23 protein-coding genes are annotated in these 21,691 nt (G+C 53.4%); 10 read left to right on the top strand and 13 right to left on the bottom strand.

Translation table 11 applies throughout. The features are described from left to right. The first annotated feature begins 51 nt into the window (after positions 1 to 51). The 3 genes from ACR0C3_RS07785 to ACR0C3_RS07775 are packed head-to-tail and all read left to right on the top strand — an operon-like array spanning position 52 to position 1,679. A complete protein-coding gene (locus ACR0C3_RS07785) occupies positions 52 to 447 on the top strand; it encodes a c-type cytochrome (RefSeq protein ID WP_480757958.1) in 396 nt (131 codons plus the stop codon). A 12-nt stretch (positions 448 to 459) separates the two neighbouring features. Beyond that, a complete protein-coding gene (locus ACR0C3_RS07780; RefSeq protein ID WP_480757957.1) occupies positions 460 to 804 on the top strand; it encodes a copper resistance CopC family protein in 345 nt (114 codons plus the stop codon). After that, positions 801 to 1,679, top strand: coding sequence for a CopD family protein (locus ACR0C3_RS07775; protein WP_480757956.1), 879 nt, complete (start codon positions 801 to 803; stop codon positions 1,677 to 1,679). The genes ACR0C3_RS07780 and ACR0C3_RS07775 overlap by 4 nt, the downstream gene beginning before the upstream one ends. 340 nt (positions 1,680 to 2,019) lie before the next feature. Here the strand turns inward: ACR0C3_RS07775 and ACR0C3_RS07770 are convergent, their stop codons facing one another. Genes ACR0C3_RS07770 through ACR0C3_RS07745 form a run of 6 tightly spaced genes read right to left on the bottom strand, consistent with a single transcriptional unit; the run spans position 2,020 to position 7,246 of the window. Beyond that, positions 2,020 to 2,958, bottom strand: coding sequence for an HAD-IIA family hydrolase (locus tag ACR0C3_RS07770; RefSeq protein WP_480757955.1), 939 nt, complete (start codon positions 2,956 to 2,958; stop codon positions 2,020 to 2,022). Beyond that, positions 2,922 to 3,737, bottom strand: coding sequence for a phosphonate ABC transporter, permease protein PhnE (gene phnE / locus ACR0C3_RS07765; RefSeq protein WP_480757954.1), 816 nt, complete (start codon positions 3,735 to 3,737; stop codon positions 2,922 to 2,924). Before phnE (ACR0C3_RS07765) ends, ACR0C3_RS07770 begins: the two co-directional genes overlap by 37 nt. Then, positions 3,737 to 4,552 carry a phosphonate ABC transporter, permease protein PhnE gene (phnE, locus tag ACR0C3_RS07760; RefSeq protein WP_480469232.1) on the bottom strand — a complete coding sequence of 272 codons (816 nt, stop codon included), beginning with the start codon at positions 4,550 to 4,552 and terminating at the stop codon, positions 3,737 to 3,739. Before phnE (ACR0C3_RS07760) ends, phnE (ACR0C3_RS07765) begins: the two co-directional genes overlap by 1 nt. Beyond that, complete coding sequence (gene phnC, locus ACR0C3_RS07755; protein WP_170462139.1) at positions 4,549 to 5,343, bottom strand: phosphonate ABC transporter ATP-binding protein; 795 nt, start codon at positions 5,341 to 5,343, stop codon at positions 4,549 to 4,551. The genes phnE (ACR0C3_RS07760) and phnC overlap by 4 nt, the downstream gene beginning before the upstream one ends. A 60-nt stretch (positions 5,344 to 5,403) precedes the next feature. Then, positions 5,404 to 6,378, bottom strand: coding sequence for a phosphate/phosphite/phosphonate ABC transporter substrate-binding protein (phnD, locus tag ACR0C3_RS07750; RefSeq protein WP_480757953.1), 975 nt, complete (start codon positions 6,376 to 6,378; stop codon positions 5,404 to 5,406). Between the two features lie 58 nt (positions 6,379 to 6,436). Beyond that, positions 6,437 to 7,246, bottom strand: a complete 810-nt coding sequence (locus ACR0C3_RS07745; RefSeq protein WP_480757952.1) for a DeoR/GlpR family DNA-binding transcription regulator — start codon at positions 7,244 to 7,246, stop codon at positions 6,437 to 6,439. 245 nt (positions 7,247 to 7,491) lie between these two features. On the opposite strand from ACR0C3_RS07745, the gene ACR0C3_RS07740 reads away from it, so the two are divergent. Genes ACR0C3_RS07740 through ACR0C3_RS07720 form a run of 5 tightly spaced genes read left to right on the top strand, consistent with a single transcriptional unit; the run spans position 7,492 to position 12,890 of the window. Beyond that, entirely contained in the window at positions 7,492 to 7,956 is a 465-nt protein-coding gene (locus ACR0C3_RS07740; protein ID WP_480757951.1) for an NUDIX hydrolase, read from the top strand. Positions 7,957 to 8,013: 57 nt separating this feature from the next. Next, the gene (locus ACR0C3_RS07735) at positions 8,014 to 9,039 is read left to right on the top strand and encodes an ABC transporter substrate-binding protein (RefSeq protein WP_480757950.1); all 1,026 of its coding nucleotides are present in this window, start codon (positions 8,014 to 8,016) and stop codon (positions 9,037 to 9,039) included. Then, on the top strand, positions 9,040 to 11,256 hold the full coding sequence (locus ACR0C3_RS07730) for an ABC transporter permease (protein WP_480757949.1): 2,217 nt from the start codon (positions 9,040 to 9,042) through the stop codon (positions 11,254 to 11,256). Next, the gene (locus ACR0C3_RS07725; RefSeq protein WP_480757948.1) at positions 11,253 to 12,323 is read left to right on the top strand and encodes an ABC transporter ATP-binding protein; all 1,071 of its coding nucleotides are present in this window, start codon (positions 11,253 to 11,255) and stop codon (positions 12,321 to 12,323) included. The genes ACR0C3_RS07730 and ACR0C3_RS07725 overlap by 4 nt, the downstream gene beginning before the upstream one ends. Beyond that, positions 12,324 to 12,890 carry a histidine phosphatase family protein gene (locus ACR0C3_RS07720; protein WP_480757947.1) on the top strand — a complete coding sequence of 189 codons (567 nt, stop codon included), beginning with the start codon at positions 12,324 to 12,326 and terminating at the stop codon, positions 12,888 to 12,890. 3 nt (positions 12,891 to 12,893) lie between these two features. On the opposite strand, the gene ACR0C3_RS07715 is transcribed toward ACR0C3_RS07720, so the two are convergent. The 6 genes from ACR0C3_RS07715 to ACR0C3_RS07690 form a co-directional block, all read right to left on the bottom strand. Then, complete coding sequence (locus tag ACR0C3_RS07715) at positions 12,894 to 13,685, bottom strand: inositol monophosphatase family protein (protein WP_480757946.1); 792 nt, start codon at positions 13,683 to 13,685, stop codon at positions 12,894 to 12,896. Positions 13,686 to 14,189: 504 nt separating this feature from the next. After that, a complete protein-coding gene (locus ACR0C3_RS07710; protein WP_058283649.1) occupies positions 14,190 to 14,948 on the bottom strand; it encodes an SDR family NAD(P)-dependent oxidoreductase in 759 nt (252 codons plus the stop codon). Between the two features lie 18 nt (positions 14,949 to 14,966). Continuing rightward, a complete protein-coding gene (locus ACR0C3_RS07705) occupies positions 14,967 to 15,788 on the bottom strand; it encodes an ABC transporter permease (RefSeq protein ID WP_010442232.1) in 822 nt (273 codons plus the stop codon). Between the two features lie 7 nt (positions 15,789 to 15,795). Next, positions 15,796 to 16,647 carry an ABC transporter permease gene (locus tag ACR0C3_RS07700; RefSeq protein ID WP_058283650.1) on the bottom strand — a complete coding sequence of 284 codons (852 nt, stop codon included), beginning with the start codon at positions 16,645 to 16,647 and terminating at the stop codon, positions 15,796 to 15,798. A gap of 38 nt (positions 16,648 to 16,685) precedes the next feature. Next, on the bottom strand, positions 16,686 to 17,849 hold the full coding sequence (locus ACR0C3_RS07695) for an ABC transporter substrate-binding protein (protein WP_480757945.1): 1,164 nt from the start codon (positions 17,847 to 17,849) through the stop codon (positions 16,686 to 16,688). A gap of 34 nt (positions 17,850 to 17,883) precedes the next feature. Further along, positions 17,884 to 18,996: an ABC transporter ATP-binding protein gene (locus ACR0C3_RS07690; protein ID WP_480757944.1), complete on the bottom strand. Its 1,113-nt coding sequence runs from the start codon at positions 18,994 to 18,996 to the stop codon at positions 17,884 to 17,886. 153 nt (positions 18,997 to 19,149) lie between these two features. On the opposite strand from ACR0C3_RS07690, the gene ACR0C3_RS07685 reads away from it, so the two are divergent. Together ACR0C3_RS07685 and ACR0C3_RS07680 are read left to right on the top strand one after the other, a co-directional pair. Then, the gene (locus ACR0C3_RS07685) at positions 19,150 to 19,905 is read left to right on the top strand and encodes a LuxR C-terminal-related transcriptional regulator (protein ID WP_058283712.1); all 756 of its coding nucleotides are present in this window, start codon (positions 19,150 to 19,152) and stop codon (positions 19,903 to 19,905) included. Positions 19,906 to 20,141: 236 nt separating this feature from the next. Continuing rightward, on the top strand, positions 20,142 to 20,345 hold the full coding sequence (locus ACR0C3_RS07680; RefSeq protein WP_058283652.1) for a hypothetical protein: 204 nt from the start codon (positions 20,142 to 20,144) through the stop codon (positions 20,343 to 20,345). Between the two features lie 285 nt (positions 20,346 to 20,630). Here the strand turns inward: ACR0C3_RS07680 and ACR0C3_RS07675 are convergent, their stop codons facing one another. Continuing rightward, entirely contained in the window at positions 20,631 to 21,605 is a 975-nt protein-coding gene (locus tag ACR0C3_RS07675) for a Fic family protein (RefSeq protein ID WP_480758173.1), read from the bottom strand. Between the last annotated feature and the right edge of the window lie 86 nt (positions 21,606 to 21,691).

Raw genomic sequence — 21,691 nt, 5'->3', positions numbered from 1 at the left:
CTCTTGGTTACCGGTGGGCTTGCGCTCGCCGGTTTCGCCGTAGCTTTCGTTGTGGCCCAGCCCTCCGAAGCGGTCGGTTTATTGACACCGGATGACGCCAAACTGGTCGCCACAGGCAAAGATATTTACGCGGAGCAATGTGCTGCCTGCCACGGAGCGCGCCTGGAAGGACAGCCAAATTGGCAGTCTCGCGGCGAGGATGGTTTGCTTCCAGCACCTCCGCATGACGACACAGGGCATACGTGGCACCACGATGATGAAACGCTCTTCACCTTGACCAAATTTGGCCTGGCCGGGCTGATGGAGAATGCGCCCGCAACTGGCATGCCGGTCTATGAAGGTGTGCTCAGCGATAACGAAATCATTGCGGTGCTGTCCTTTATCAAATCAACCTGGCCCGATGACCTTCGTGAGTACCACGATGAACTGAATGCCCAGTCCGAATAGGGGACAACTCAGATGATCAAACAAACTCTTTTCGGTTTGGCCGTAGCAATGGCTCCAATGCTTGCGGCTGCGCATTCAAAATCCGAAGCAACAACACCGGCTGACGGCGCGACGGTCACGGATGTGCCTGAGCTTACCATGCGGTTCGATGATCCGATGCGCATCATTTCAGTTACGCTGACTTCACCCGATGGCGACGTCGAAATTGAACGCGAAACGGGTATGGACCCCGCCACAGAGTTCCGGGCTGTGCCTTTGGAGGAGCTCACACCCGGAAGCTACCGCTTCGACTGGAGAGGTATGGCTTCAGATGGTCACCCGATGCAGGGCGGCTTTTCTTTCACAGTCGCTAAGTGACGGGACTGGCCCCCATTGACGGTGTTGTCGTCTTGGCCATTTTGGCGAAAGCACTTGGCTACGGCGCGGCGCTGCTGGCGATGGGTGGCATCCTGTTCACCTTTCTCTTTGCCGCCCGCGCCGACGCGTCAGTTCTGCGCCTAGCACGGCACCTTTCGATCGTAGCCGCGATTATCGGTCTCGTCGTGCTTGCTCTACGTTTCGGCATCAGAGCGGCGCGGATATCTGGGATGGGCTTTGATGGCGCGACGGACCCAATGATGCTTGGCTTTGTCTGGGACAGTCCACTTGGTACCGCCGCGATTTGGCGAGGAATGGGTGAGCTCGCGATATTGGCAATTCTGCTTCCGCGCGTCGGGCAGTGGATCGCTTTGGCGGGCAGCCTTGCCATAGCGATTTCCTTTACTCAAGTGGGACACTCGCTCGGAGAGCCCAGGGCGGCTCTCGCAATCTTGCTGGTTCTGCATTTTCTGGCTGCCGCGTTTTGGGTCGGTGCTCTACTGCCTTTGCGCAAAGCGGTGCTCACTCCAACTGGGGCCGATCTACTGCATCACTTTGGCAATGTCGCTGCTTACGGAGTTGCCGTCCTGATTGTAGTAGGCGCGGCGCTCGGATGGCTGCTTTCGGGCTCACTGGCCGCCTTGTTTGGAACGGCCTATGGATTGGGACTTTTAGTCAAAGTCGTGATCGTTTCTGCCCTTCTTGGCCTCGCGGCACTGAACAAGTTGAAACTTGTTCCGGCTCTCAGGGTTGAGAAGCATGATGCGACTATCGCGCTCCGACGGTCGATTTCGATGGAGATGTTGGCTGTTGTCCTGATCCTGCTGGCAACGGCGACCTTAACCAGTCTGACGACACCTCCCATCAATCTCTGACAGCGTCAGGCTAAAAACCGGAACTGCAAAACTTTGTTCCGAATGTCCGAATAGGGCTGTGACCAGCCAATCATGCAAGCCGCAGAGAACGGCAAAACTGAGTCCGAATTGACCTATGCTGCGCGAAGCTCCAATGACAGCAATGTGCAGAAAGCGGGCTTTACAAAGTTCGGAGTTCGGCCCAATCCGGACGTGAGTTTAGAGTTAAGTTTTTGCGGAGGGTTCTCCAAAGCTGCCGTTCATACGCGGCGCTTCGTTCACATGGTCGGGATGTGCTCAACGCTGATTCACCCGACGTTCGAGTTAACAGAAAGACGTGTCTAAGCGGAGCGCCCCAATATCAAGGCCGGTTTACAACAAAGCTTGGCACTATCCCTGCCTTCATGATCGCTGTTTCAACATCATGCCCTGCGAAGAAACCGAATCCAGAGATGAGCGCGGAGGCTATGCCGGCATTTCGTGCACCTAGAATGTCGGTGTGCAGGCTGTCGCCAACCATCAGAACCCGGGACTTGTCGATGTGCCCCAGACGATTGAATGCAAGATCATAGATGTTGGCGAAAGGTTTTCCAAAGAACTGAGGGGTGACGCCTGTCCGGTCTGCTAGCCGGTGCGCGTAAAGACCGGGTTCTTTGGAGAAACCGTATTCGCGCGGAGCGACAATGTCAGGATTGCCCACCAATACCGGGCGGGGACGTTCCAGCAAAGCGGCCTCTAACATGGCTTGTCGCGTTTCATTCCAAACAGCTGACCCAATCATCAAAAATCCGTCGACGGTTTCGTAGGGCTTAGGGTCATCCTCCAGGTAGGATAGTTTCAACTCCTCCAGATCGCGAAGGCCGGCACTTGGAGTTGCCATCAATCCCCAATGCAATTCACTTTGACCGTTTAGCTCAGACAACAATGTGGCCCGACTGGTGATCACGTCTTGTGGCGCGAAGTTGTAGCCAAGCCCACAGTATTTCTCGATAAGAGTTGTGTGGGGAAACCCTGCAGCATTCGATACGACCAGAACACGTTTGCCGGCGGCTGTCAGCGACCTGACCCGATCTGGTGTATCTGGGATTGCAGTATCACCAATATTGAGAACCCCGAAGGCATCGAGGAGGAACACGTCAAACTCGTGAGCTATGTCCTCCAGCGTGTCCGCCTGTCGATAGCTCACTTCAGTTGATCTGGGTTGCGGAAGGCGATGTCTTACAGCCTCGTAGGCGTCAAAAGCCTCTTGCGCGGAGAAACCGGTCAAATGATGGCCCCTCTTACTTTCGCCGAAACCCATTCGCTGATCATAACCGCGACCAGAATTACAATCAGGATCAGACTAACTTGCGGCCAAGCCAGTACGTTGAGCGAAGCCGACAATTGCAACCCGATACCTCCGGCGCCAACCAGCCCGAGCACCGTGGACTCGCGGATGTTGATATCCCAACGGAAGACGGCAATGCCCGCGAAAGCGGGTAGGATTTGCGGTACAATCCCATAGGCCATGACCTGCCAGCGTGAAGCACCGGTTGCCGTGATTGCTTCGACCTGCGTGTGATCAATTTCCTCAATCGCTTCGTAAAGAAGCTTTGCGCAAAACCCGATTGAACGAATGGCGATTGCTATGACACCGGCGAACACTCCGGGACCAATAATCGCAATCAAAAGAAGCGCCCAGATCAACGAGTTTATAGAGCGGGTCGAGACAATGACCAACAAGGCAACCGGTCGGATGAAAAAGGCCGATGGTGTGGTGTTGCGGGCCGCCAAAAAGGCAACTGGCACTGCCATGCACAGCGCAATTATGGTTCCTAGGGTGGCAATGTTTAGCGTGTCCCAAATCGGGCGACCCAACTGGGTGATGTAATCCCATTTAGGAGGCGTTGCACGGGTCCAAATATCGTTGGCGATGCGGGGCGCATCCCAAACGAAAAACCAAGTCGTCGACTCTGAGATCAGCTGCCAGCAGTAAACAAAGATCGCCACGCCCAGCAACCAGCCGAACCATCGAACCAGACTTTGACCCGTCGTTCGCCGGCGCCAGATTTGTGTGTCGTCGCGTTCAAGTACCGGCATTATTGAACCCTCGCGCGGATAATTCCGGAAAGGTATTCAAGTGCCATGACGATCCCGATGATGAGGATAAGAATGGCTGCTGCCGTGTCGTATTCATAGCGATCAAACGCAGTGTTCAACGTTGCACCGATACCGCCAGCGCCCACGAGCCCAAGAATTGCGCTTTCCCTGAAATTGATGTCGATCCGATACATGGAAAGGCCCACAAGTCGCGGCATAACCTGGGGCTGAACTCCATAGTTGATCCATTGTGGCCAACGCGCTCCAGAGGCCTTAATCGCCTCGGCCTGAACCTTGTCCATGGCTTCGATATCTTCGGCCAGAAGTTTTGAGAGAAACCCGATGGTGGCGAAAGAAAGCGTGAGAAATCCGGCCAGCGGGCCAAAGCCAAAGATAGCCACAAGCAAAATGGCAACGATAATCTCTTGCAATGCCCGACTTATCGCGACAATGCCTCGGCAAATCATGTAGATTGGCAATGGTGCGATATTGCGGGCAGCCCCCAACCCAATCGGGATCGAAATCAGGATGCCCACGACCGACGCGGCCACGGTCATTATGATACTTTCCAGAAGGCCGCTCCAAATGTCTGACCACCGTGAAATGAAGTCTGGGCTGGTGAACGCAAGCACAAACGCCCAACCTCGATCTAATCCTTCATAGACACGGCCCCAATCAACTTCGATGGTCATGAACGCCGCGATCAGGTAGGCGAAAAAGCCAAGGAGCAATGCCCAGCGGAGTAATGGGTTTTTGACAAAGGCAGGCTTACGCCAGCCTTTTCCCAGCATGTCGTCTAACTCTCGATGGCTCATTCTGCAGCCTCGACATCTTCATCTTCGTCAACTTTTTCGATGGTTGCTTCCCAGTCTTCTTCCCCATAGATCTCGGTCAGCTTCTCAGGGGTAAGGCCTGTCGGAAGTCCATCATACACAATTTCGCCAAAGCGGAGGCCCACGACGCGCGGAACGAACATTTGGGCAAGCGCCACATCATGGATATTGATAATGGCCGCCAGTCCGCGTTCCTGACACAGCTCGGTGATCAGGCGCATAATCTGGCGACTGGTCTTTGGGTCAAGCGACGCTGTGGGCTCATCGACCAGCAGAAGTTTCGGGTTCTGAATCAAGGCGCGGCAGATGCCAACCCTTTGGCGTTGACCACCGGACAGTTCATCCGCCCGTTTGTCGGCCATATGTAAAAGCCCCACCCGATCGAGTAGCCGGAAGGCTTCGTCCACATCCGACTGCGGATACCGCCGTAGAAAGCTGCGCCAGAACCCGACATAGCCCAACCTGCCGGACAATACATTTTCCATCACTGTGAGGCGTTCAACCAAGGCATATTCCTGAAAGATCATGCCCATTTCGCGGCGTGCCTTCCGTAATGCCCCCGATCCGAGTTTGGTCAGGTCCACATCATCCAAAAGGACACCGCCGCTTGTAGGTTCAACCAACCGGTTGACACAGCGGATCATCGTCGATTTGCCCGCGCCCGAGGGCCCAATCAACGCAAGAACCTGTCCTTTTGGAACCTCAAGATCGATTGCCTTCAGCGCCTGATCCCCGGTCTTGTATGTTTTCGTCAGCTTTTGAAGACGCAGCATGAAATGCACCAGATTAGGGTGAACGGCGGGCCCATTCAGGCCCGCCGGATTAGTGAAAGGTTATTGGCAGGCGTAGGAAACGCCATTTGCTGCGTCGATTTTACGAATGACGTCCCAGAATTCCTGATAAGTCATCTCCAGGAATTGGCCTTCGTTTGATTTTGAGAACTCAGCTTCAAGTGTCGTCCCCTCCCAATCGAAATTGAAGAAGGCATTGCGGATCTTTTCCTGCAGCTCGGGTGTCAGGTTGTAGACGGTGCCAAACCCAGTGGTCGGGAAAGTCTGCGACTTATAAATCGTAATGACATCATCCTCATTGATCACGTCACGAGAGATCATCCGCGATTTAACGGAGTTCGCAATTGAGGCCGCTAAGTAGTCTTTGTTGGCAACACCTAGGATCGAGTTGTCGTGTTTGCCCGAATAGACAGGCTCAAAATCGCGTTCGGGCAGAAGATCAAAGTCGCTTTTCAGGATCGCGGAAGGAGCCTTGAATCCCGAGTTCGATGTGGGGGATGTGAAAGCCAGTTGCTTTCCCTTGATGTCTTCAACCTTTTCGATGCCCGAACCCGGATAGGTGATGATTTCCATCTCGTAACCAAAATTACCGTCCTTCGAAGCCATTATTGTGAATGGACGGAACCCTGCGCAGTTTACCGCAAGTGGGTTGGAGCCGGTGTTGAATCCCGCAATATGCAGGCGCCCTGAACGCATCGCCTCGATCTGGGCTGCGTTGTTCTGGACTGGAAAAAAGACAACGTCCTTGCCCGTTTCTGCTTTCAAATGGTCGAGAAAGTCTGACCACGCAGTTTTATATACGGCGGGGTCTTCAACCGGCGTGTAAGCAAAGATCAAGGTGTCTGGATCTATTTGCTCGGAAGAATCTGTAGGGATATCCGCGATCAAATCCCCGTCAGCATCACAAAAACGCTCATCCAAGTCACCGCGTGGACAATCCTGCGCCGACGCTATTCCACTCATCGACATGAGTGCGATTGCAGATGCCCCAAGCAATAGTTTGATATCGATCTTCATGTTTTCCTCCCAGTCATGTGCGGTACTTTTTGTCCGCTGTTAATCAATCATTTTATGTCTACCCGGCGACGAGAACGTCGACCTCGGCGCCCTCAATAGCGTTACGCAATTCTCCTGTTGGTTTTTTGTCGGTGACTATGGATTCCAAGTCGTTAAGGTCTCCTACTTGAGACAAGCCTTTCCGGCCGAATTTCCCGGAATCAACAAGAAGGTGCCGTTTCTCGGCACGCGTCAGCATCACCCTCTTTACTGCCGCAAAGCCCCGCACTGTTTCTGAAGGACCTTCTGTCGACAACCCAGAGGCACCGATCATGCACCTGTCGACGTTGAAACGGGACAGAAATTCCAGCGTCTCGGTTCCGATAGTTGCAGACTCAGTTGCCAAATATTCCCCTGGGCATAACAGGACTTGTGCAGCCCCATGGCCAAGGGTCATAGCTACGGGAATGGAATTTGTAATTACCGTGCAAGGAGTACCAATATAAGCCAGTACCCGTGCCATTTCGATTGTGGTCGAGCCGGAATCGATCATGACCGTTTCACCGCTCTGGATCAGTTCTGCCGCAATTGCACCTATCCGTTCGCGTTCCTCAACCTGAGCGTTTGTTCGTTCATCCAAACCCGGATAGTGCCCTTGCGCAGCGGCTGATGCCCCCCCGTGTGCCCGCGCTATCAAGCCATCGTTCGACAGAGCATCGAAATCTCTACGTACCGTTTCGTTGGAGACGTTGAACCGCTGTGCCAGTTCGTTGATGCGAACGTGCGGGCGCAGCTTCAGTTCCAACAATATCTGTTGGCGCCGGTCGGATTTTTTTACCCGGCTCTGGTTCTTTTCAGACATTTTGCCGCGCGTTTTTGTTTTGGACATCCGACGACCCGATTAGGCTTCGAAACCTACTTTTGTGGGCTTTCGGTCATAATGCAATATTTTTTGTTGCATAACCCTCAGAAGGTTGTGAGAATTCGAGCGAACACAAGTAATTGCGAAGCGCAAAGCGAAGATGCACAGGTTGATCAAATTCAGAATACGAGCCAAGGCAAAGCGTTAACCGGCCAACCTGCCAATCAGACAGCTTCCTTTTGGTTCTTGATCGTGTGGCATTGAGGGGCGGCATGGGCGACAGCGAAACGGCAAATCAGATTGCGGCGCTTCCGATGCGCTGGGATAAGACTGGCAAGTTGCGCGTTCTTATGGTCACTTCGCGGGATACCGGCCGGTGGGTTATCCCAAAAGGATGGCTAATGGACGGCAAAAAACCATGGCATGCAGCAGAAATAGAAGCTCAAGAAGAAGCAGGCGCAGTCGGCACCATATCGAAACGGCCAATCGGTCATTTTTACTATGATAAACGATACGAGGGGCGAAGCAGCGTTCGCTGCCGCGTTACCCTTTATCCTCTGGTCGTCGAAAAGTTGAAGCGACGCTGGAAGGAAGAAGGTGAACGAACGCGTCATTGGTTCTCACCGGCAAAGGCCGCAAAGTTGGTTCAGGAAAGAGACTTGTCAGATTTGCTGCATAATCTAACGGACGATCCAGAAGTCAAAATTGTCAAAAAGAAACTTCGAAAGGCTGCATGAGGAAGGGCATGAAAGAACCGGGAAACCCGGACGCACTAAGCTCAAAGGGAGGAAAAAATGAGGAAATTGACATCCACTGCAGTTGGATCGGTGATTGCCCTGGCTGCGTCACTGTCGGCGGCACAGGCCGATAAGTTGACATTCTATTGTTCGGCGCAAGAAGATTGGTGCCAGCTTATGGCACGCAGCTTTGAAGATGCGACGGGCATCGACGTCAACATGACTCGAAAATCATCAGGCGAGACCTTTGCGCAAATTCGCGCCGAGAGTTCGAATCCGAAAGGAGACGTTTGGTGGGGTGGTACGGGTGATCCGCATTTGCAGGCCGCCGAAGAAGGCCTGACTATGGAATACGTGTCACCGATGCGCGACCAGCTTCATGATTGGGCGATATCCCAAGCAGAAAGCGCGGGTAACAAGACGATCGGCATCTATTCAGGCGCACTCGGCTATGGCTACAATGCCGATCTCATCGCTGCCAATAACCTACCCGAACCAGCCTGCTGGAAAGATCTGCTGAAGCCCGAATACAAGGGCCACGTTCAGATGGCGAACCCAAACTCATCAGGCACGGCCTATACCACGCTGGCGTCGATGGTGCAGATCTTTGGCGAAGATGAAGGCTTTGAGTTCATGAAAGGTCTGCATTCGAACATCAACCAATACACCAAGTCTGGTTCTGCGCCGATCAAGGCCGCCGGTCGTGGTGAGAACACCATTGGTATCGTCTTTATGCATGACGCTGTGAAGCAGGCCGTTTCAGGATTCCCGATTAAGGTCGTCGCACCGTGCGAGGGCACGGGATACGAAATTGGCTCGATGTCAATTATTGAAGGAGCCCGCAACGAAGAAGAAGCGAAAAAGTTCTATGACTGGGCCCTGTCACCCGAGGCACAGAACCTCGCTCTTCAGGTCAACGCGTTTCAAGTGCCATCGAATAAGGGCGCAGAAACTTCGGATAGCGCGCCTGACATGAGTCAGATCAAGCTGATTGACTATGACTTCAAAAAGTATGGTTCCTCAGACGAACGGAAGCGTCTGTTGCAGAAATGGGACGAAGAGGTTTCGACTCTGCCGCAGTAAATGACTGACCAAACCTCAAAAACGACCCATCCGGTCCTGATTTTCTGGATCATCGCCGGGTGGGTCGGATTCTGCCTGTTGCCTTGGTACATGGTCGACGGTGGCCTGTGGTCGTTCGAGTGGCTGGTGGACGGCTACCCGTTCGACGAGGACTTTGCGCCGGCCGCGTTTCTGATCGGCCAAGGCGAAAAACTCTGGCTCGCTCCGCTACTGATCGCACTCACCTTGCCGCTTCTAGTGTTGAAGCGCCCTAAATCTGATCCAATGTACGCTAGAATACTGATTCTGTCAGGGTCACTTGGCTTCGGCTGGCTGATCGCTCAGGGGTTCAGCATTGGCATCAGAGGCTTAAACTTCAATTGGTTGGAGACGATGTTTGGCGAACTTGGCGACCGTCAGTTCGGAATGGGTTATGGCGCGATGATATGCGCCTCAAGCTTTCTGTTCCTACTCACTCAAGGGATCGCGGCAAGAGGTGCCATCAACGGCGACGTCTTCGTCGTCAGTGCCATTGGCGGTGTGATTACAATTGTCACGGCCTTCGTCTTTTTTCCCATCGCCAAGATGCTTTTCGCTGCCTTCATCACCGAAGATGGCGCTTATTCTATTGCAGTTTTCTTCTCAAAATTTTTCGATGATCGACTTTGGGGTTTGGGGTGCTTTCAGGGTGCGCGCTGCGGTGCCGCCTGGAACTCACTGTTCCTTGCCATCCTTGTTGGTGTCATCACCACGGTCCTGGGTCTTTGCTTTGCACTGGTCGTGACGCGCTCAGGCTTTCGCCATAAGCGCGCGCTGCGGGCTCTGACCGTTCTGCCAATAATCACCCCACCGTTCGTGATCGGCCTGGCGCTGATCCTGCTTTTTGGCCTGTCCGGGTCTGTCACCCGCTTCGTTGCCGAGCTATTCGGCACACAACCTACACGCTGGCTTTACGGAATGCCGGGCATCCTGATCGCACAGACGCTTGCGTTCACGCCAATTGCGTTTCTTGTTCTGATCGGCGTGGTGGAAGGCGTCTCTCCGTCGATGGAAGAAGCAGCCCAAACGCTCCGTGCCAGCAGATGGCAGACATTCAAGACGGTTTCCTTGCCTCTGATGCGGCCTGGTCTGGCCAATGCTTTTCTTTTGGGCTTCATCGAAAGCATGGCTGACTTCGGCAACCCGCTTGTATTGGGCGGGAATTTCGATGTGCTTTCGACTGAGATATTCTTCGCCATCGTCGGCGCTCAATACGATCAAGGCAGGGCCGCGGTTCTGGCCATGGTGCTGCTGTTCTTTACTCTTTCCGCCTTTTACGCGCAGCGTGCTTGGCTGGGGAAGAAAAGCTACACAACTGTCACCGGCAAAGGGGATGCTGGCGTTCATCCTCTGATGCCGACGGGGCTTTCTGTACCTGTACTGCTTATCGCTCTGGGTTGGGCGCTGTTCACAATTGTTGTTTACGCGATGATCATCTACGGCAGTGTGGTTGAGCTCTGGGGAGTCGATAACTCGCTGACAATCAAGCACTACATCACCGCGTTCTCAGTCCGTTTTGAAGAAGAGGGTATACGCTGGACCGGAGCCGCTTGGGACAGTTTCTGGACCACCATCACAATCGCGGCCATTGCAGCGCCATTAACCGCGGCAGTTGGACTGGTAACGGCCTATCTGCTGACCAGGCAGAGCTTTGCAGGCAAGAACGCCTTTGAGTTCGGCACCATGTTGTCCTTCGCGATCCCGGGCACGGTAATTGGCGTTAGCTACATCCTGGCCTTCAATGTTCCGCCAATCGAAATCACCGGCACGGGTGTCATCCTTGTTGTCAGCTTCATCTTCCGCAATATGCCGGTTGGCGTTCGCGCGGGCATCGCGAGCATGTCGCAGCTGGATCGAAGCCTCGATGAATCCTCGCTGACCCTTGGTGCAAACTCGTGGCAGACGTTCCGAAACGTCATCCTGCCGCTATTGCGCCCAGCGATACTTGCTGCGCTTGTTTACAGTTTTGTCCGTGCCATGACGGCGATCTCGGCTGTCATCTTTCTGGTCAGCGCAGAATATGACATGGCGACCAGCTACATCATCGGTCGGGTCGAGAATAACGATTATGGTCTTGCGATCGCCTATTCGACGACGCTGATCTTTGTGATGCTCGCGGCGGTAGGTTTACTGCAACTACTCGTTGGCCGGGTCCAGATTGGTCGACGCACGCAACACGGAACGGAGACATCGCGATGACCGACACCAAAATCGGTTCCAAGGCCGCCCCGGTACGCTTTGAGAACGTGTCGAAAGTATTCGGTAAGGACGTCGTCGCCGTCGACAACATCAACCTGCATGTCGAGGCAGGAAAACTCGTCACACTGCTTGGTCCGTCAGGCTGCGGAAAAACAACGACACTGCGCATGATTGCCGGGTTGGAAATGGCAAGCTCGGGCAAGATCCTGATTGGTGACCGAGACGTGACCAAACTGCCTGCCACCGACCGCGATGTTTCCATGGTATTTCAGTCCTACGCTCTGTTCCCTCATATGACCGTGCTCGAAAACGTGATGTATGGCCTCACATTCTCGGGCTTTGCAAAGGACGAGGCCCGCAGCCGCGCCCTGTATGGATTGGAACTGGTTGGTCTTCAGGGGTTCGACAATCGCCTTCCCTCTGAGCTTTCAGGTGGGCAGCAACAGCGTGTTGCCGTCGCCCGGGCGCTGGTTCTTGAGCCGCAGGTTCTGCTGTTCGACGAACCGCTGTCCAATCTCGATGCCAAGCTTCGCCGTCAGGTGCGTGAGGATATTCGGGCCATCCAGCAAGACCTTGGTCTGACAGTTGTTTACGTGACCCACGATCAGGAAGAGGCACTGGCGGTCTCAGATGAGATTGTCGTCATGCGTAACGCAGCGATCGCTCAAATAGGCACTCCACGCCAGCTTTACGATGCCCCGAACGACCGGTTTGTTGCCGATTTCATAGGCGAGGCAAACCTTTTGAATTGCCAGATTGTTGATATCGATGGCGACGTGGCAACCATAGAAATAGAAGGCTACCGCTATACGCTGCCACATCGCGGTTTGTCGGAAGGATCCACAACCATTGCAGTGAGACCCTCACGTCTGGTGATCGGCTCAGACCAAGGCATACCGGCCAAGGTGGCGAAGGCGACCTATGTTGGCGTTAGGATGGAATATACGCTGATCGGTGCATTCGGTCAGGTATTTGCCGTACACGATGACGTCGATGCGCCGCTTGATCCTGGCGTCGAAATCAAAATGGGTTTTGCCGACAAAGGGCCCGTTCTTCTGCCGGATTAAATGCCGAAACTCATTATCATCACTCACCCTGAGGTCTCTATCGATCCGGCCGTCCCGATAACTGAGTGGGGCTTGAATGCTGTGGGCCGCAAGCGCGCTACTGAATTTGCATCCAGTGGAGTCTTGTCCAATGTCACTCAGATATGGACCAGCGACGAGCGGAAGGCCCGCGAAACAGGCGAGATTCTTGCTGCACCACGAAAGCTATCAGTGAAATGCAACTTGGATCTTGGTGAGAATGACCGCAGCGCAACCGGTTACTTGCCGCTGAAAGATTTCGAAGCCGCGGCCGATGCTTTCTTTGCTCAGCCGGAAAGTAGTTATCGCGGTTGGGAACCAGCGATCGAAGCACAGATACGCATTCTTCGGACAGTCACTAAGATTATCCGGTCGCATGATGCCGGGGATCTTGCAATTGTGACGCACGGAGCAGTGGGCACATTGCTTTGGTGCGCACTCTCGAATTGTTCGATAGACCGCAGGCACGACCAACCCTCACAAGGCCATTTCTGGCAGGCAGATCTAGTTACGCTCAAGCCTGAATCACGTTGGGTCTCTTTGGCATAGGCGTTAAGTGTTCCAAGCGTTCTCTGCGATCTCACGCAACGTCTCGAACACATCTGGTGTCCCCACGATCACGCGCCCGCCGTCTCGGATCATCGCATCGGCGTCCTGATCCTCGACAACGCCACCCGCTTCCGAGACCAGCAATTGCCCAGCCAGACAATCCCATGCATTCATGTGCTCCTCCACGTAACCCAAAAGGCGCCCTGCAGCGACGTAAGCCAATGAAAGCGCTCCGCTGGCGTTTCTGTGAAACATCGCCCCGTGCTCGATCAGATCCTCGATAACAGGTAAGACATGATGGCTCTCAATCCGGTTCGAGTATCCCACAGCCACTGTTCCATCTTGCAACGGCACTCCTAACGCGACGCTTATCGGTGATCCGTTAAGTGTCGCAGTTTCTCCACGAGTTGCGACAAAAGTTTCATCCACGTTTGGATCGTGGATCACACCAATTTCCGTTTGGCTCTCAGTGACACCAGCCAGAACAATGGTCCATGCAGGAATACCGTTCACGAAATTCGTGGTCCCATCAATTGGATCAATAACCCAGTCAAAGCCACTCTCTCCCGCTACCGCGCCATGCTCTTCACCGTATACGCCATCGTTGGGCCACGCCTCCGCGATCCTTTGACGAATGAAAGTCTCGACGTTCTTGTCCGCCTCGCTCACCCAGTCCTGAGCGCCTTTTTGATCAACTTTAAGATTGACCCGATCTGCAAAGAACTTTTTGGCAAGTAGCCCAGCCTCCTCGCAGACTTCGGTGGCAAAGTCTCTGCGTTCTGAAAGTCGAGACATAGGTACTCCTTTTTCGGTGGGAGAGTTTCCCAACAACACTGTAGGCCAAGCGAAGACTAGGCAACCACATAGTCTTCTCGCTTGCTTCAGGTGCCAATACTGGCTCCATAAACCTTGAGTTACTAGAGTCTACAATCTACTCCGCGATGAATCTCCCGATCGATAGTTCTCTAATTTCTGTTTGGATTGGATGTAGAACCGACTTGCGTTAGCGCAGCTTAGATCCTGAGACACCCACCCTTTGAATGTCGGCTTACTTGCCGGCGTTCAATTTGGTCTGTGCGCGCAACAAAGTTCGGTTCTCTATTCGAACCGCAGATCTGAAATGTCCGCTTTAGGCTGTGTACAGTCCTTCGGTGAAAGCGGGCCATTGGCAGCAAAGTCCGTAAAGTGGTCTTTCATAGCAACTGCAGATAACGACCGCTTGAGCCCAAAGCGGACTGAAATGTGCTCGCCAAAATGAATTGCGGCGATAGACATTCTCTTGAGCGGTCTAACCCACCACTAAATGCATTCACCGCCATCGATAACCAGGGCTTGCCCCGTCATAAAAGCGGATTCATCTGAAGCTAAATAGACGATCCCATGGCCAATCTCTTCAACTGTCGCCCATCGACTCATGGGGATCGCCTGCTCGATGTAGCTTTCCAGTTTGGCACGGCCTCCCATCTGCTTTTCGAAGCCTGCATTGAAAGGGGTGTCTACAAATCCTGGACATAGGGCATTGAAACGGATTGCATGGACAGCGTAGTCGGCTGCCATCTGCCGGACCATCGCAACAGCAGCGTGCTTTGTAGTCGCATAGGCGATCATACCCCGGTCATATTGAACCCCAGAATTGGAGGCCGTGACGATCACGCTGCCTCCACCTTGTGATTTCATATGGGGGACGGCTGCACGCGCGGCAATGAAGTGAGCGCGGACATTCAATGCCCAAGAAGCATCCATTCCATCTGGTTCCACTTCTTCCAGTGTTCCTTCGATCTGCAACCCAGCGTGAGAGTGCAACACGTCAAGCCGACCGAAGTTTTTAACTGCTTCGTCTATGGTTCTGGTAAGGGCATCGTCATCGGTCACATCAAGCTGTATGGCAGATGCTTGATTTCCCTGCGCATCGATCGCGGCCACAGTGGCTTCAGCAAGTGTTGCATCGCGATCGGTTACCACAACATGCGCACCCTCTTGTGCCATTGCCATTGAACCCGCCCGACCAATTCCTGATCCCGCGCCCGTCACGAGCGCGACCTTACCTGCAAGCCGCATGTCACTTGGCTCCCTTATTTAATTATTCGATTTTGAGGCGCCTCGGCGCAAAAGCAGCTGCGCTGCAACGAGCAGCAAGAGCGACGCGCCCATAACCATAGTGCCGATGGCATTGATCTCGGGTGTTACGCCGCGCCGGATGGATGAGAATATGTAGATTGGCAGGGTTGTTTCTGAGCCAGCTACGAAGAACGCGATGATGAAATCATCAAATGAGAAAGTGAAGCTGAGCAGGAAGCCTGCCAAAATTGCTGGTGCTATCAACGGCAGGGTCACCTGTCGAAAGGTGCCCCAGGGCGTCGCAAAGAGGTCAGCCGAAGCTTCCATGAGCGCGCGGTCCATACCCGATAGCCTTGCACGTACGATGATTATGACCAGCGCCATTGTGAACATGGTGTGTGCGGCGACAAGCGTGGGCATCCCCATGGAAAGTTGCGGGGGATTTGCTCCATCGGGCCATAGGCTTGCAAGAAGCGGGTTTAGCCAGCCGAATACGGTGACCAGAGCAATGAGTGTCGCGATGCCGATGACGATACCGGGTATCATTATCGCAATATAAATCATCGCATCAAACAAAGTTCGGAGCCATCCCTTAACCCCTTGTAAAGCGATGGCCGCCATGGTTCCGAGAGTGGATGCGAGGCAAGCAGTTATGAATGCCGCAAGCAGACTGGTCTCGAGCGCGTCCATTACAAATGGGTTGTTGAGCGCTTTACCATACCATTGGGTCGAGAACCCCATGAACTGGCTTGCGTGTCGTCCGGCATTAAAGCTGAAAAGCGCGATGATGCCGATTGGAATATAGAGAAAAAGGTAGACGCAAATCGCGTATAAGCGCATCGGACCCTCACATCAGCGAGACATCTTCGCGCTGGCCACCCAGGCGCGCGATGAATTTCATGTAAATTGAAACAGTGACAAGCATTACGACAACCAGAGTCATTGCGACCGCCGATCCGTACGCCCAGTTCCGAGACTGCAGGAACAGGTCCACCAGCGCATTTCCGACGAAAAAAACCTTTCCGCCGCCCAAGATCGCTGGGATCAGAAACTCGCCCATCAGCAAGATGAAGACCAGCATGCAGCCAGTTGCGATACCAGGTACCGACAAAGGAAGTGTCACCTGACGGAACGTACGCCATGGGGTAGAGCCGAGATCAGCCGATGCTTCCAGAAGGCGTTTATCCAGTTTGTCTAAGCTTACAAAAATCGGGAAAACCATCAGAGGTAGATACCCATAGACAATCCCGACAAGCACAGCGAACGGCGTATTTATCAGGCGGACATCATCGATGCCGATCGACTCCAGTAAAGCGGGCAAGCCACGCCCCCCAAGGATGAAAATCCAAGCGTATGACCGGATCAGGATCGATGTCCAGAACGGCACGATCACTAGGATCAACAGCGAAGTTCTCCACTTTGGTGAACAACGCACCGCAAGAAAGTAGGCGAGCGGGTAGGCAATTACCAACGCAGCGATAGTCCCCAGAGGTGCAAGGATCAAAGTGTTCTTAAACGCCGTCCATCGCGCAGGAAGGTTGGCATATTGTTCCAACGTGAACGCTGGAACGTAGCCTCCGGCGGCACCCCGTTCGCCAAAGGAAAAGACGAAGACGACCAGCAGAGGAAGGGCTAGCATTACCAAAAGCCATATTCCTGCTGGAGCCAGCAACAGTGCTTTTCTGCCTCGTTCGGTCATTTTGTCCTCGTCTTTTCCGATATTGGCGGCCTTGCCGCCTAGGCCGACTTGAAGCGGGCGAGCAACTCGGCACGGTTTGGATCGGTTAGTGTAGCCGCCGCGCCGAACTCGAGTGCATTCAGAAGGTCAGCTGCCGGATAAAGGATCGGATCTTCCAGTAGTTCCTTCGGCAGCAACGCATTGGTGCGAGCATCAGCCGATGGATAGCCGTGAGCGAGGACTTCTTTCGCATTAACTTCCGGGTTCAGCAGGAAGTCGATCAAGGCATAAGCGGCATCCATATGGGGTGCGCCCTTAGGAATAGCGTAGTAGTCGGACCAGAGTTCACCGCCCTCAGTCCCCAGAACGTAGGCGATTTCAGGCATGTCGACATTCATCTGCTTGCCGTCACCTGTCCAGAACATCGTCATCCAGGCATCACCGTTACGCATCGGTGGCTGATAATCCGACGAGATTGCAAACAGATGCGGTTTGGCATCCAGCAACAATTTCTCGGCATCCGCCAGTTCCTTCTCATCGACCGAGTTGAAGGAGTAGCCGAAGTATTTCAGGGCATTACCGATGGTGGTGAGTTGGTAATCATGCACCATTGTCCGGCCTGAGTAACCTTCCATAGTAAGGTCCCAGAACTCTTTCCATGTGGTTGGAGTCGGAGCGCCGTCAAGCTTGCTGGTGTTCACTGCAAAGCCAGTCGTGCCCCAGTTTTTTGGCACCGCGTAAAGCTGGCCATCGACAGAACCGGCATCGGAAAAGCGCTGTTCGAATGAACCTGCGTCGTAGTTTGGCAGTTTGGACGTATCGAGCGGGATGATCAGATCTTCAACCACATACGTAGTGATGGTGTAGTTGGTTGGAACGAAAACGTCCCAGCCAGACCCTCCAGCCTGTAGTTTTGCCAACATCTCTTCGTTCGAACCAAAAACATTGACCTGAACATGGGCGCCAGTGGCTTCCGTGAAGGCTTCGAAGTTCATCTCGTCATGGTAGTTCGGCCATGTGGCGAGGATCACTCGGTCGCCAATGTCCCCGGCAGCAAATGCCGGGCGTGGACGCAACCCAGGAACGGCCGTGCCCAGAACGGCCGTTGCCATCCCAAGACCTGTCACGCCTAAGAAATGTCGCCGTGTAACCGAACCCTTTTGGTACCGGCGAAGCTCTTCCATGAACTTTTGCTTGGAAATAGTCCCATTATCCTTGGTCATTGTGAACCTCTCTGTTGTTGGATTGCGGGATTTGTTATTTTTCCAGGATCAGCAGTGCGCCTTCGCCCCATGAAACAAAGGCCTGCTCTCCTGCATTGAACGTCCCCTCGTTCAATTCCGCTTGCCTTGGCACAAGTACGTGGAAATCACCCAGTGCTTCGTTGCGCGCAAGGTATTCTGTGTGCTCACCAAGGAAGATCCGATTTTGAATGGTAACTGGCAGAGCGATTTCAGCTGTGGGTAGCGCGCGGGTCAGCGTGATCTGTTCAGGACGGATACTAACGCACACTTCCTGCCCTGCATCTATTGGAATCTCCGGAGTTCCGTGCACCTTTTGGCCACTCGCTAAACGCACAGTGATTTGGTCGGCTGCTGAGTCAGTCACAGTTGCATCAAAGAAATTTGAGGTGCCTACAAATCCAGCCACGTAGCGGCTACGGGGCATGTCATAGAGTTCGCGTGGGCTGCCAACCTGCACAATATTGCCGCCTTCCATCACACAAATTCGGTCGGACATTGAAAGCGCTTCTTCTTGGTCGTGCGTGACGAGGACAAAAGTTATTCCCAGTTGTCGTTGCAGGTTCTGCAGTTCAAACTGCATTTCTTTTCGAAGCTTTCGATCCAGAGCAGCCATTGGTTCATCAAGCAGCAAAAGCTTGGGCTCGTTTACGATCGCACGCGCCAAAGCGACGCGTTGCTGCTGACCACCAGACATCTCCCAGATGCGACGTGGGCCAAATCCACCAAGACGGACAGTTTCCAGCGCTTGCTCAACCTTTGTCGCGATTGTTTGTTTGTCTACGCGTGGTCGTTGTTGGCGCAGGCCGTACGCGATGTTGTCGAACACGCTTAGGTGAGGAAAAAGAGCATAGTGCTGAAACACCATGTTGACTGGGCGATAGTGCGCATCCAAGTCGTTGACGACTTCTCCATCGAGCAACACCTGACCTTCGGTTGGCTTCTCGAAACCTGCCAACATTCTAAGCGCAGTGGTTTTGCCGCAACCAGATGGGCCTAAGAACGACAGGAACTCTCCTTTCCCAATGGAAAGATTCAGGTCTTTGGCGGCGACCACATTCCCGAAGGTCTTGGTCACTCCTCGGAGTTCCGCAATCGTCTGCATAGTGACGCTCATGTCAAAGCTCATATACTGCCGTTTTCCTTTTGCTTGATTTTTTGGCATTTGTTGGCATACCACTCAAACAAGGAAAAAGTAACAATAACTCGGAATAACTGTATATACCACAATTGGGGTATAGAGGTGCTTTTCGAAAATCTGGAGCGGCGTGTGTACGATTGGATGGAAGAGGCCGGCAGGGTCGTGGAGAAGATCGGAACCCCAGAATTTCCATGTGCTTTGGCAGATGGCTTACGGCAGGTCGCACCATTTGATTTTACGGTGGTGTTTGGCCATGTCGGAACCGAAGCACCAATAGACCTTCACGACGATTTCCCAAAAAGCAAACGGCGTATTTTTGTTGAGGATTACCAAGCCGGGCCCTACGTACTTGATCCATTTTTTTTGGCCGCGACAAAGCCAATAACACCGGGTCTGTATCGCATGCGCGATATCGCACCGGACAGGTTCTATCAGGGCGAATACTATCGCAGCTATTACAAAAGGACTGGGTTAGCAGAGGAGATTGGCTACTTTATCGATATCCCAGGCGCTGGGATGATTGTGGTCTCGCTCATGCGAGCAGAGAAGCCTTTTTCCGCCAAGGAAATTCGTCATTTGCACGCTCTATGGCCGCTCGTTCGAGCAGCCTGCTGCAAACATTGGAGTGACTTTCCAACGATGGCCCGCGGCGCCGCAGCGAATGGCGTTAGTCGTCGCGTTGATCTAGCATTCCAGGCATTTGGCGATGGCGTTCTGACGCCACGAGAACGAGAAGTCGTTGAGTTCACATTGAAGGGCCATTCGGCAGAAGCTGTTGGCACAATTCTCGGCATCTCTCCAGGCACAGTCCGCATCCACAGACGCAACATTTACGCGAAACTTAGGATCAACTCGCAGGGTGAGCTTTTTTCAAAGTTCATTGAAAAGGCGCTTTAAAAGGTTCCTTGAACACCCACTTTATCCGTTTTGCCGACCTTGCTACCTTGTGACCCGGAAAGCACCAAACATTTGGACGGCACTATCTGATAGCCAAGGAACCCAAAGGGAGAGGGTTGGGACGCCCGGGACCCATGTTGGGCTAAATTAATACCCGAAAACGCTTTCGGGCCATTGTCTATCTAACCGGATCAGCCGTTTTAAAAATGGCGTCAAGATACGAAAGGCAAAATTTCATGGACGCACCAGTTATCCAGTTGATTTTTATGCTCATCTTGCTGGTCGTCGTGATCTGGCTTTATATCCTGCCGATCACGATGGCAGGGCGGCGCAACCGATCCGGTTTGATCTGGTTCCTGATCGGTCTGGTTGGATCACCCCTTTTGGCTATTCTTTTGCTGCTGGCTCTAGGTGACGCACCCGAACAACCAACAACCTAATTTTGGGACGATACCATCTGACACTCAAAAGGGCTTAACCGGAGGGTATCTGGACGCTCGTGAGCCATAACGTCCTGCTCAGCATGCAATAAGGGTGCCATTTGAGACACTATACTTCCGGAAGTGAAGACAACTAATCCTTCTCACTCTCCACAACCGTGTACTGTAAACCCAAGGTCGGTCGATTTGATTGGAGAACCACAGACCGCTTTGTCCGCATTGCGGTCATTGGCACTAAGCGCAGCGAAGGTCCGGTTCCCGCCCTTCGTGTCGTACTTCACCCCCCTACCCTTCCCAATCCAACTTTAACCAATAGCGGGTGTATCTGAGTTCACCTGTTCGGCTCAGCGCCCCCTTTTCTACCAGGTCCTGCAGATCCCGCGTCGCCGTGGCGCGCGACGTTCCCGTGATAGAGATATAGTTCTCGGCGCTGAGCCCCCCTTTGAACCCGTCCTGTCCAGCCTTGAACAAACGGGCGACTACCTTGCTTTGGCGGGCGTTAAACTGATCACGATACCGATCGTAAAAATGCGTCTTGGTAATAAAGAAGCCGACCCGCTCAAGCGTCACCTGCTGTGCTGTAAGGACTGTCTCGGCAAACCAAACGAGCCATGGCGTGACGTCCAGCGTCTTTTGATGGCGTTCAAGCTGATCATAATATGCCTTCCGCTCTCGCTCGATCGTGAAAGCAAGTGCAATCAGACTCGGCTGACCAATGTTTTGTGCCAGGGACTTTTCAGCCAGCGCCCTACCCAACCGGCCATTGCCGTCTTCAAAGGGGTGAATGCTCTCGAAATAAAGATGACTCAATCCTGCCCGGATCAGTGCACGCAATGGTTCGGGACCACCCGGTGCGGTCCGGTTGAACCAGGTTACGAACTGGTCCATTTCAGCCGGAACCTGACGTGAAGGTGGCGCTTCGAAATGAACCGTTGGACGGTCTAGCCTGCCTGAGACGATTTGCATCGCATCCTCATGGCTCCGGTATGATCCAATCGATTCCAGATGCCTGTCATGGGACAGAAGCATGTCATGCCACTGAAACAGGGTGTCGTGTGACAGTGGTTCTGAATAGTTGGAATAAACGTCCACCATCATTTCGGAAACGCCCTGCTCGCGCGGTTTGGACGGATAGCTGTCGGGAGCCAGTCCAAGATGTCGGCGCAGGGATGATTGCACGCTGAGCCGATCCAGCATCTCACCTTCGATCGCGCTGGTTTTCATCGCCTCTTCGCGGATGTGTCGCAAACTCTGAGGTATAGTTGACGAGCCTGGGTGATCTGAGTTTTTTGTACTAGTCGATTAATTTTCGAACAGGTTATTTGAGCATGATCTCGTTAAAGGGC

The organism is Ruegeria sp. CK3, from assembly GCF_056536565.1.
The sequence above is the reverse complement of the archived record's forward strand: the minus strand, read 5'-3'. Positions and strand labels throughout refer to the sequence as shown.

Coding starts and splice junctions, on each gene's coding strand:
- ACR0C3_RS07780 (WP_480757957.1), top strand. CDS start 460: ATGATCAAACAAACTCTTTTCGGTTTGGCCGTAGCAATGGCTCCAATG.
- ACR0C3_RS07770 (WP_480757955.1), bottom strand. CDS start 2,958: ATGGGTTTCGGCGAAAGTAAGAGGGGCCATCATTTGACCGGTTTCTCC.
- phnE (WP_480757954.1), bottom strand. CDS start 3,737: ATGCCGGTACTTGAACGCGACGACACACAAATCTGGCGCCGGCGAACG.
- phnE (WP_480469232.1), bottom strand. CDS start 4,552: ATGAGCCATCGAGAGTTAGACGACATGCTGGGAAAAGGCTGGCGTAAG.
- phnC (WP_170462139.1), bottom strand. CDS start 5,343: ATGCTGCGTCTTCAAAAGCTGACGAAAACATACAAGACCGGGGATCAG.
- phnD (WP_480757953.1), bottom strand. CDS start 6,378: ATGAAGATCGATATCAAACTATTGCTTGGGGCATCTGCAATCGCACTC.
- ACR0C3_RS07745 (WP_480757952.1), bottom strand. CDS start 7,246: ATGTCCAAAACAAAAACGCGCGGCAAAATGTCTGAAAAGAACCAGAGC.
- ACR0C3_RS07740 (WP_480757951.1), top strand. CDS start 7,492: ATGGGCGACAGCGAAACGGCAAATCAGATTGCGGCGCTTCCGATGCGC.
- ACR0C3_RS07735 (WP_480757950.1), top strand. CDS start 8,014: ATGAGGAAATTGACATCCACTGCAGTTGGATCGGTGATTGCCCTGGCT.
- ACR0C3_RS07730 (WP_480757949.1), top strand. CDS start 9,040: ATGACTGACCAAACCTCAAAAACGACCCATCCGGTCCTGATTTTCTGG.
- ACR0C3_RS07725 (WP_480757948.1), top strand. CDS start 11,253: ATGACCGACACCAAAATCGGTTCCAAGGCCGCCCCGGTACGCTTTGAG.
- ACR0C3_RS07720 (WP_480757947.1), top strand. CDS start 12,324: ATGCCGAAACTCATTATCATCACTCACCCTGAGGTCTCTATCGATCCG.
- ACR0C3_RS07715 (WP_480757946.1), bottom strand. CDS start 13,685: ATGTCTCGACTTTCAGAACGCAGAGACTTTGCCACCGAAGTCTGCGAG.
- ACR0C3_RS07710 (WP_058283649.1), bottom strand. CDS start 14,948: ATGCGGCTTGCAGGTAAGGTCGCGCTCGTGACGGGCGCGGGATCAGGA.
- ACR0C3_RS07705 (WP_010442232.1), bottom strand. CDS start 15,788: ATGCGCTTATACGCGATTTGCGTCTACCTTTTTCTCTATATTCCAATC.
- ACR0C3_RS07700 (WP_058283650.1), bottom strand. CDS start 16,647: ATGACCGAACGAGGCAGAAAAGCACTGTTGCTGGCTCCAGCAGGAATA.
- ACR0C3_RS07695 (WP_480757945.1), bottom strand. CDS start 17,849: ATGACCAAGGATAATGGGACTATTTCCAAGCAAAAGTTCATGGAAGAG.
- ACR0C3_RS07690 (WP_480757944.1), bottom strand. CDS start 18,996: ATGAGCTTTGACATGAGCGTCACTATGCAGACGATTGCGGAACTCCGA.
- ACR0C3_RS07685 (WP_058283712.1), top strand. CDS start 19,150: ATGGAAGAGGCCGGCAGGGTCGTGGAGAAGATCGGAACCCCAGAATTT.
- ACR0C3_RS07680 (WP_058283652.1), top strand. CDS start 20,142: ATGGACGCACCAGTTATCCAGTTGATTTTTATGCTCATCTTGCTGGTC.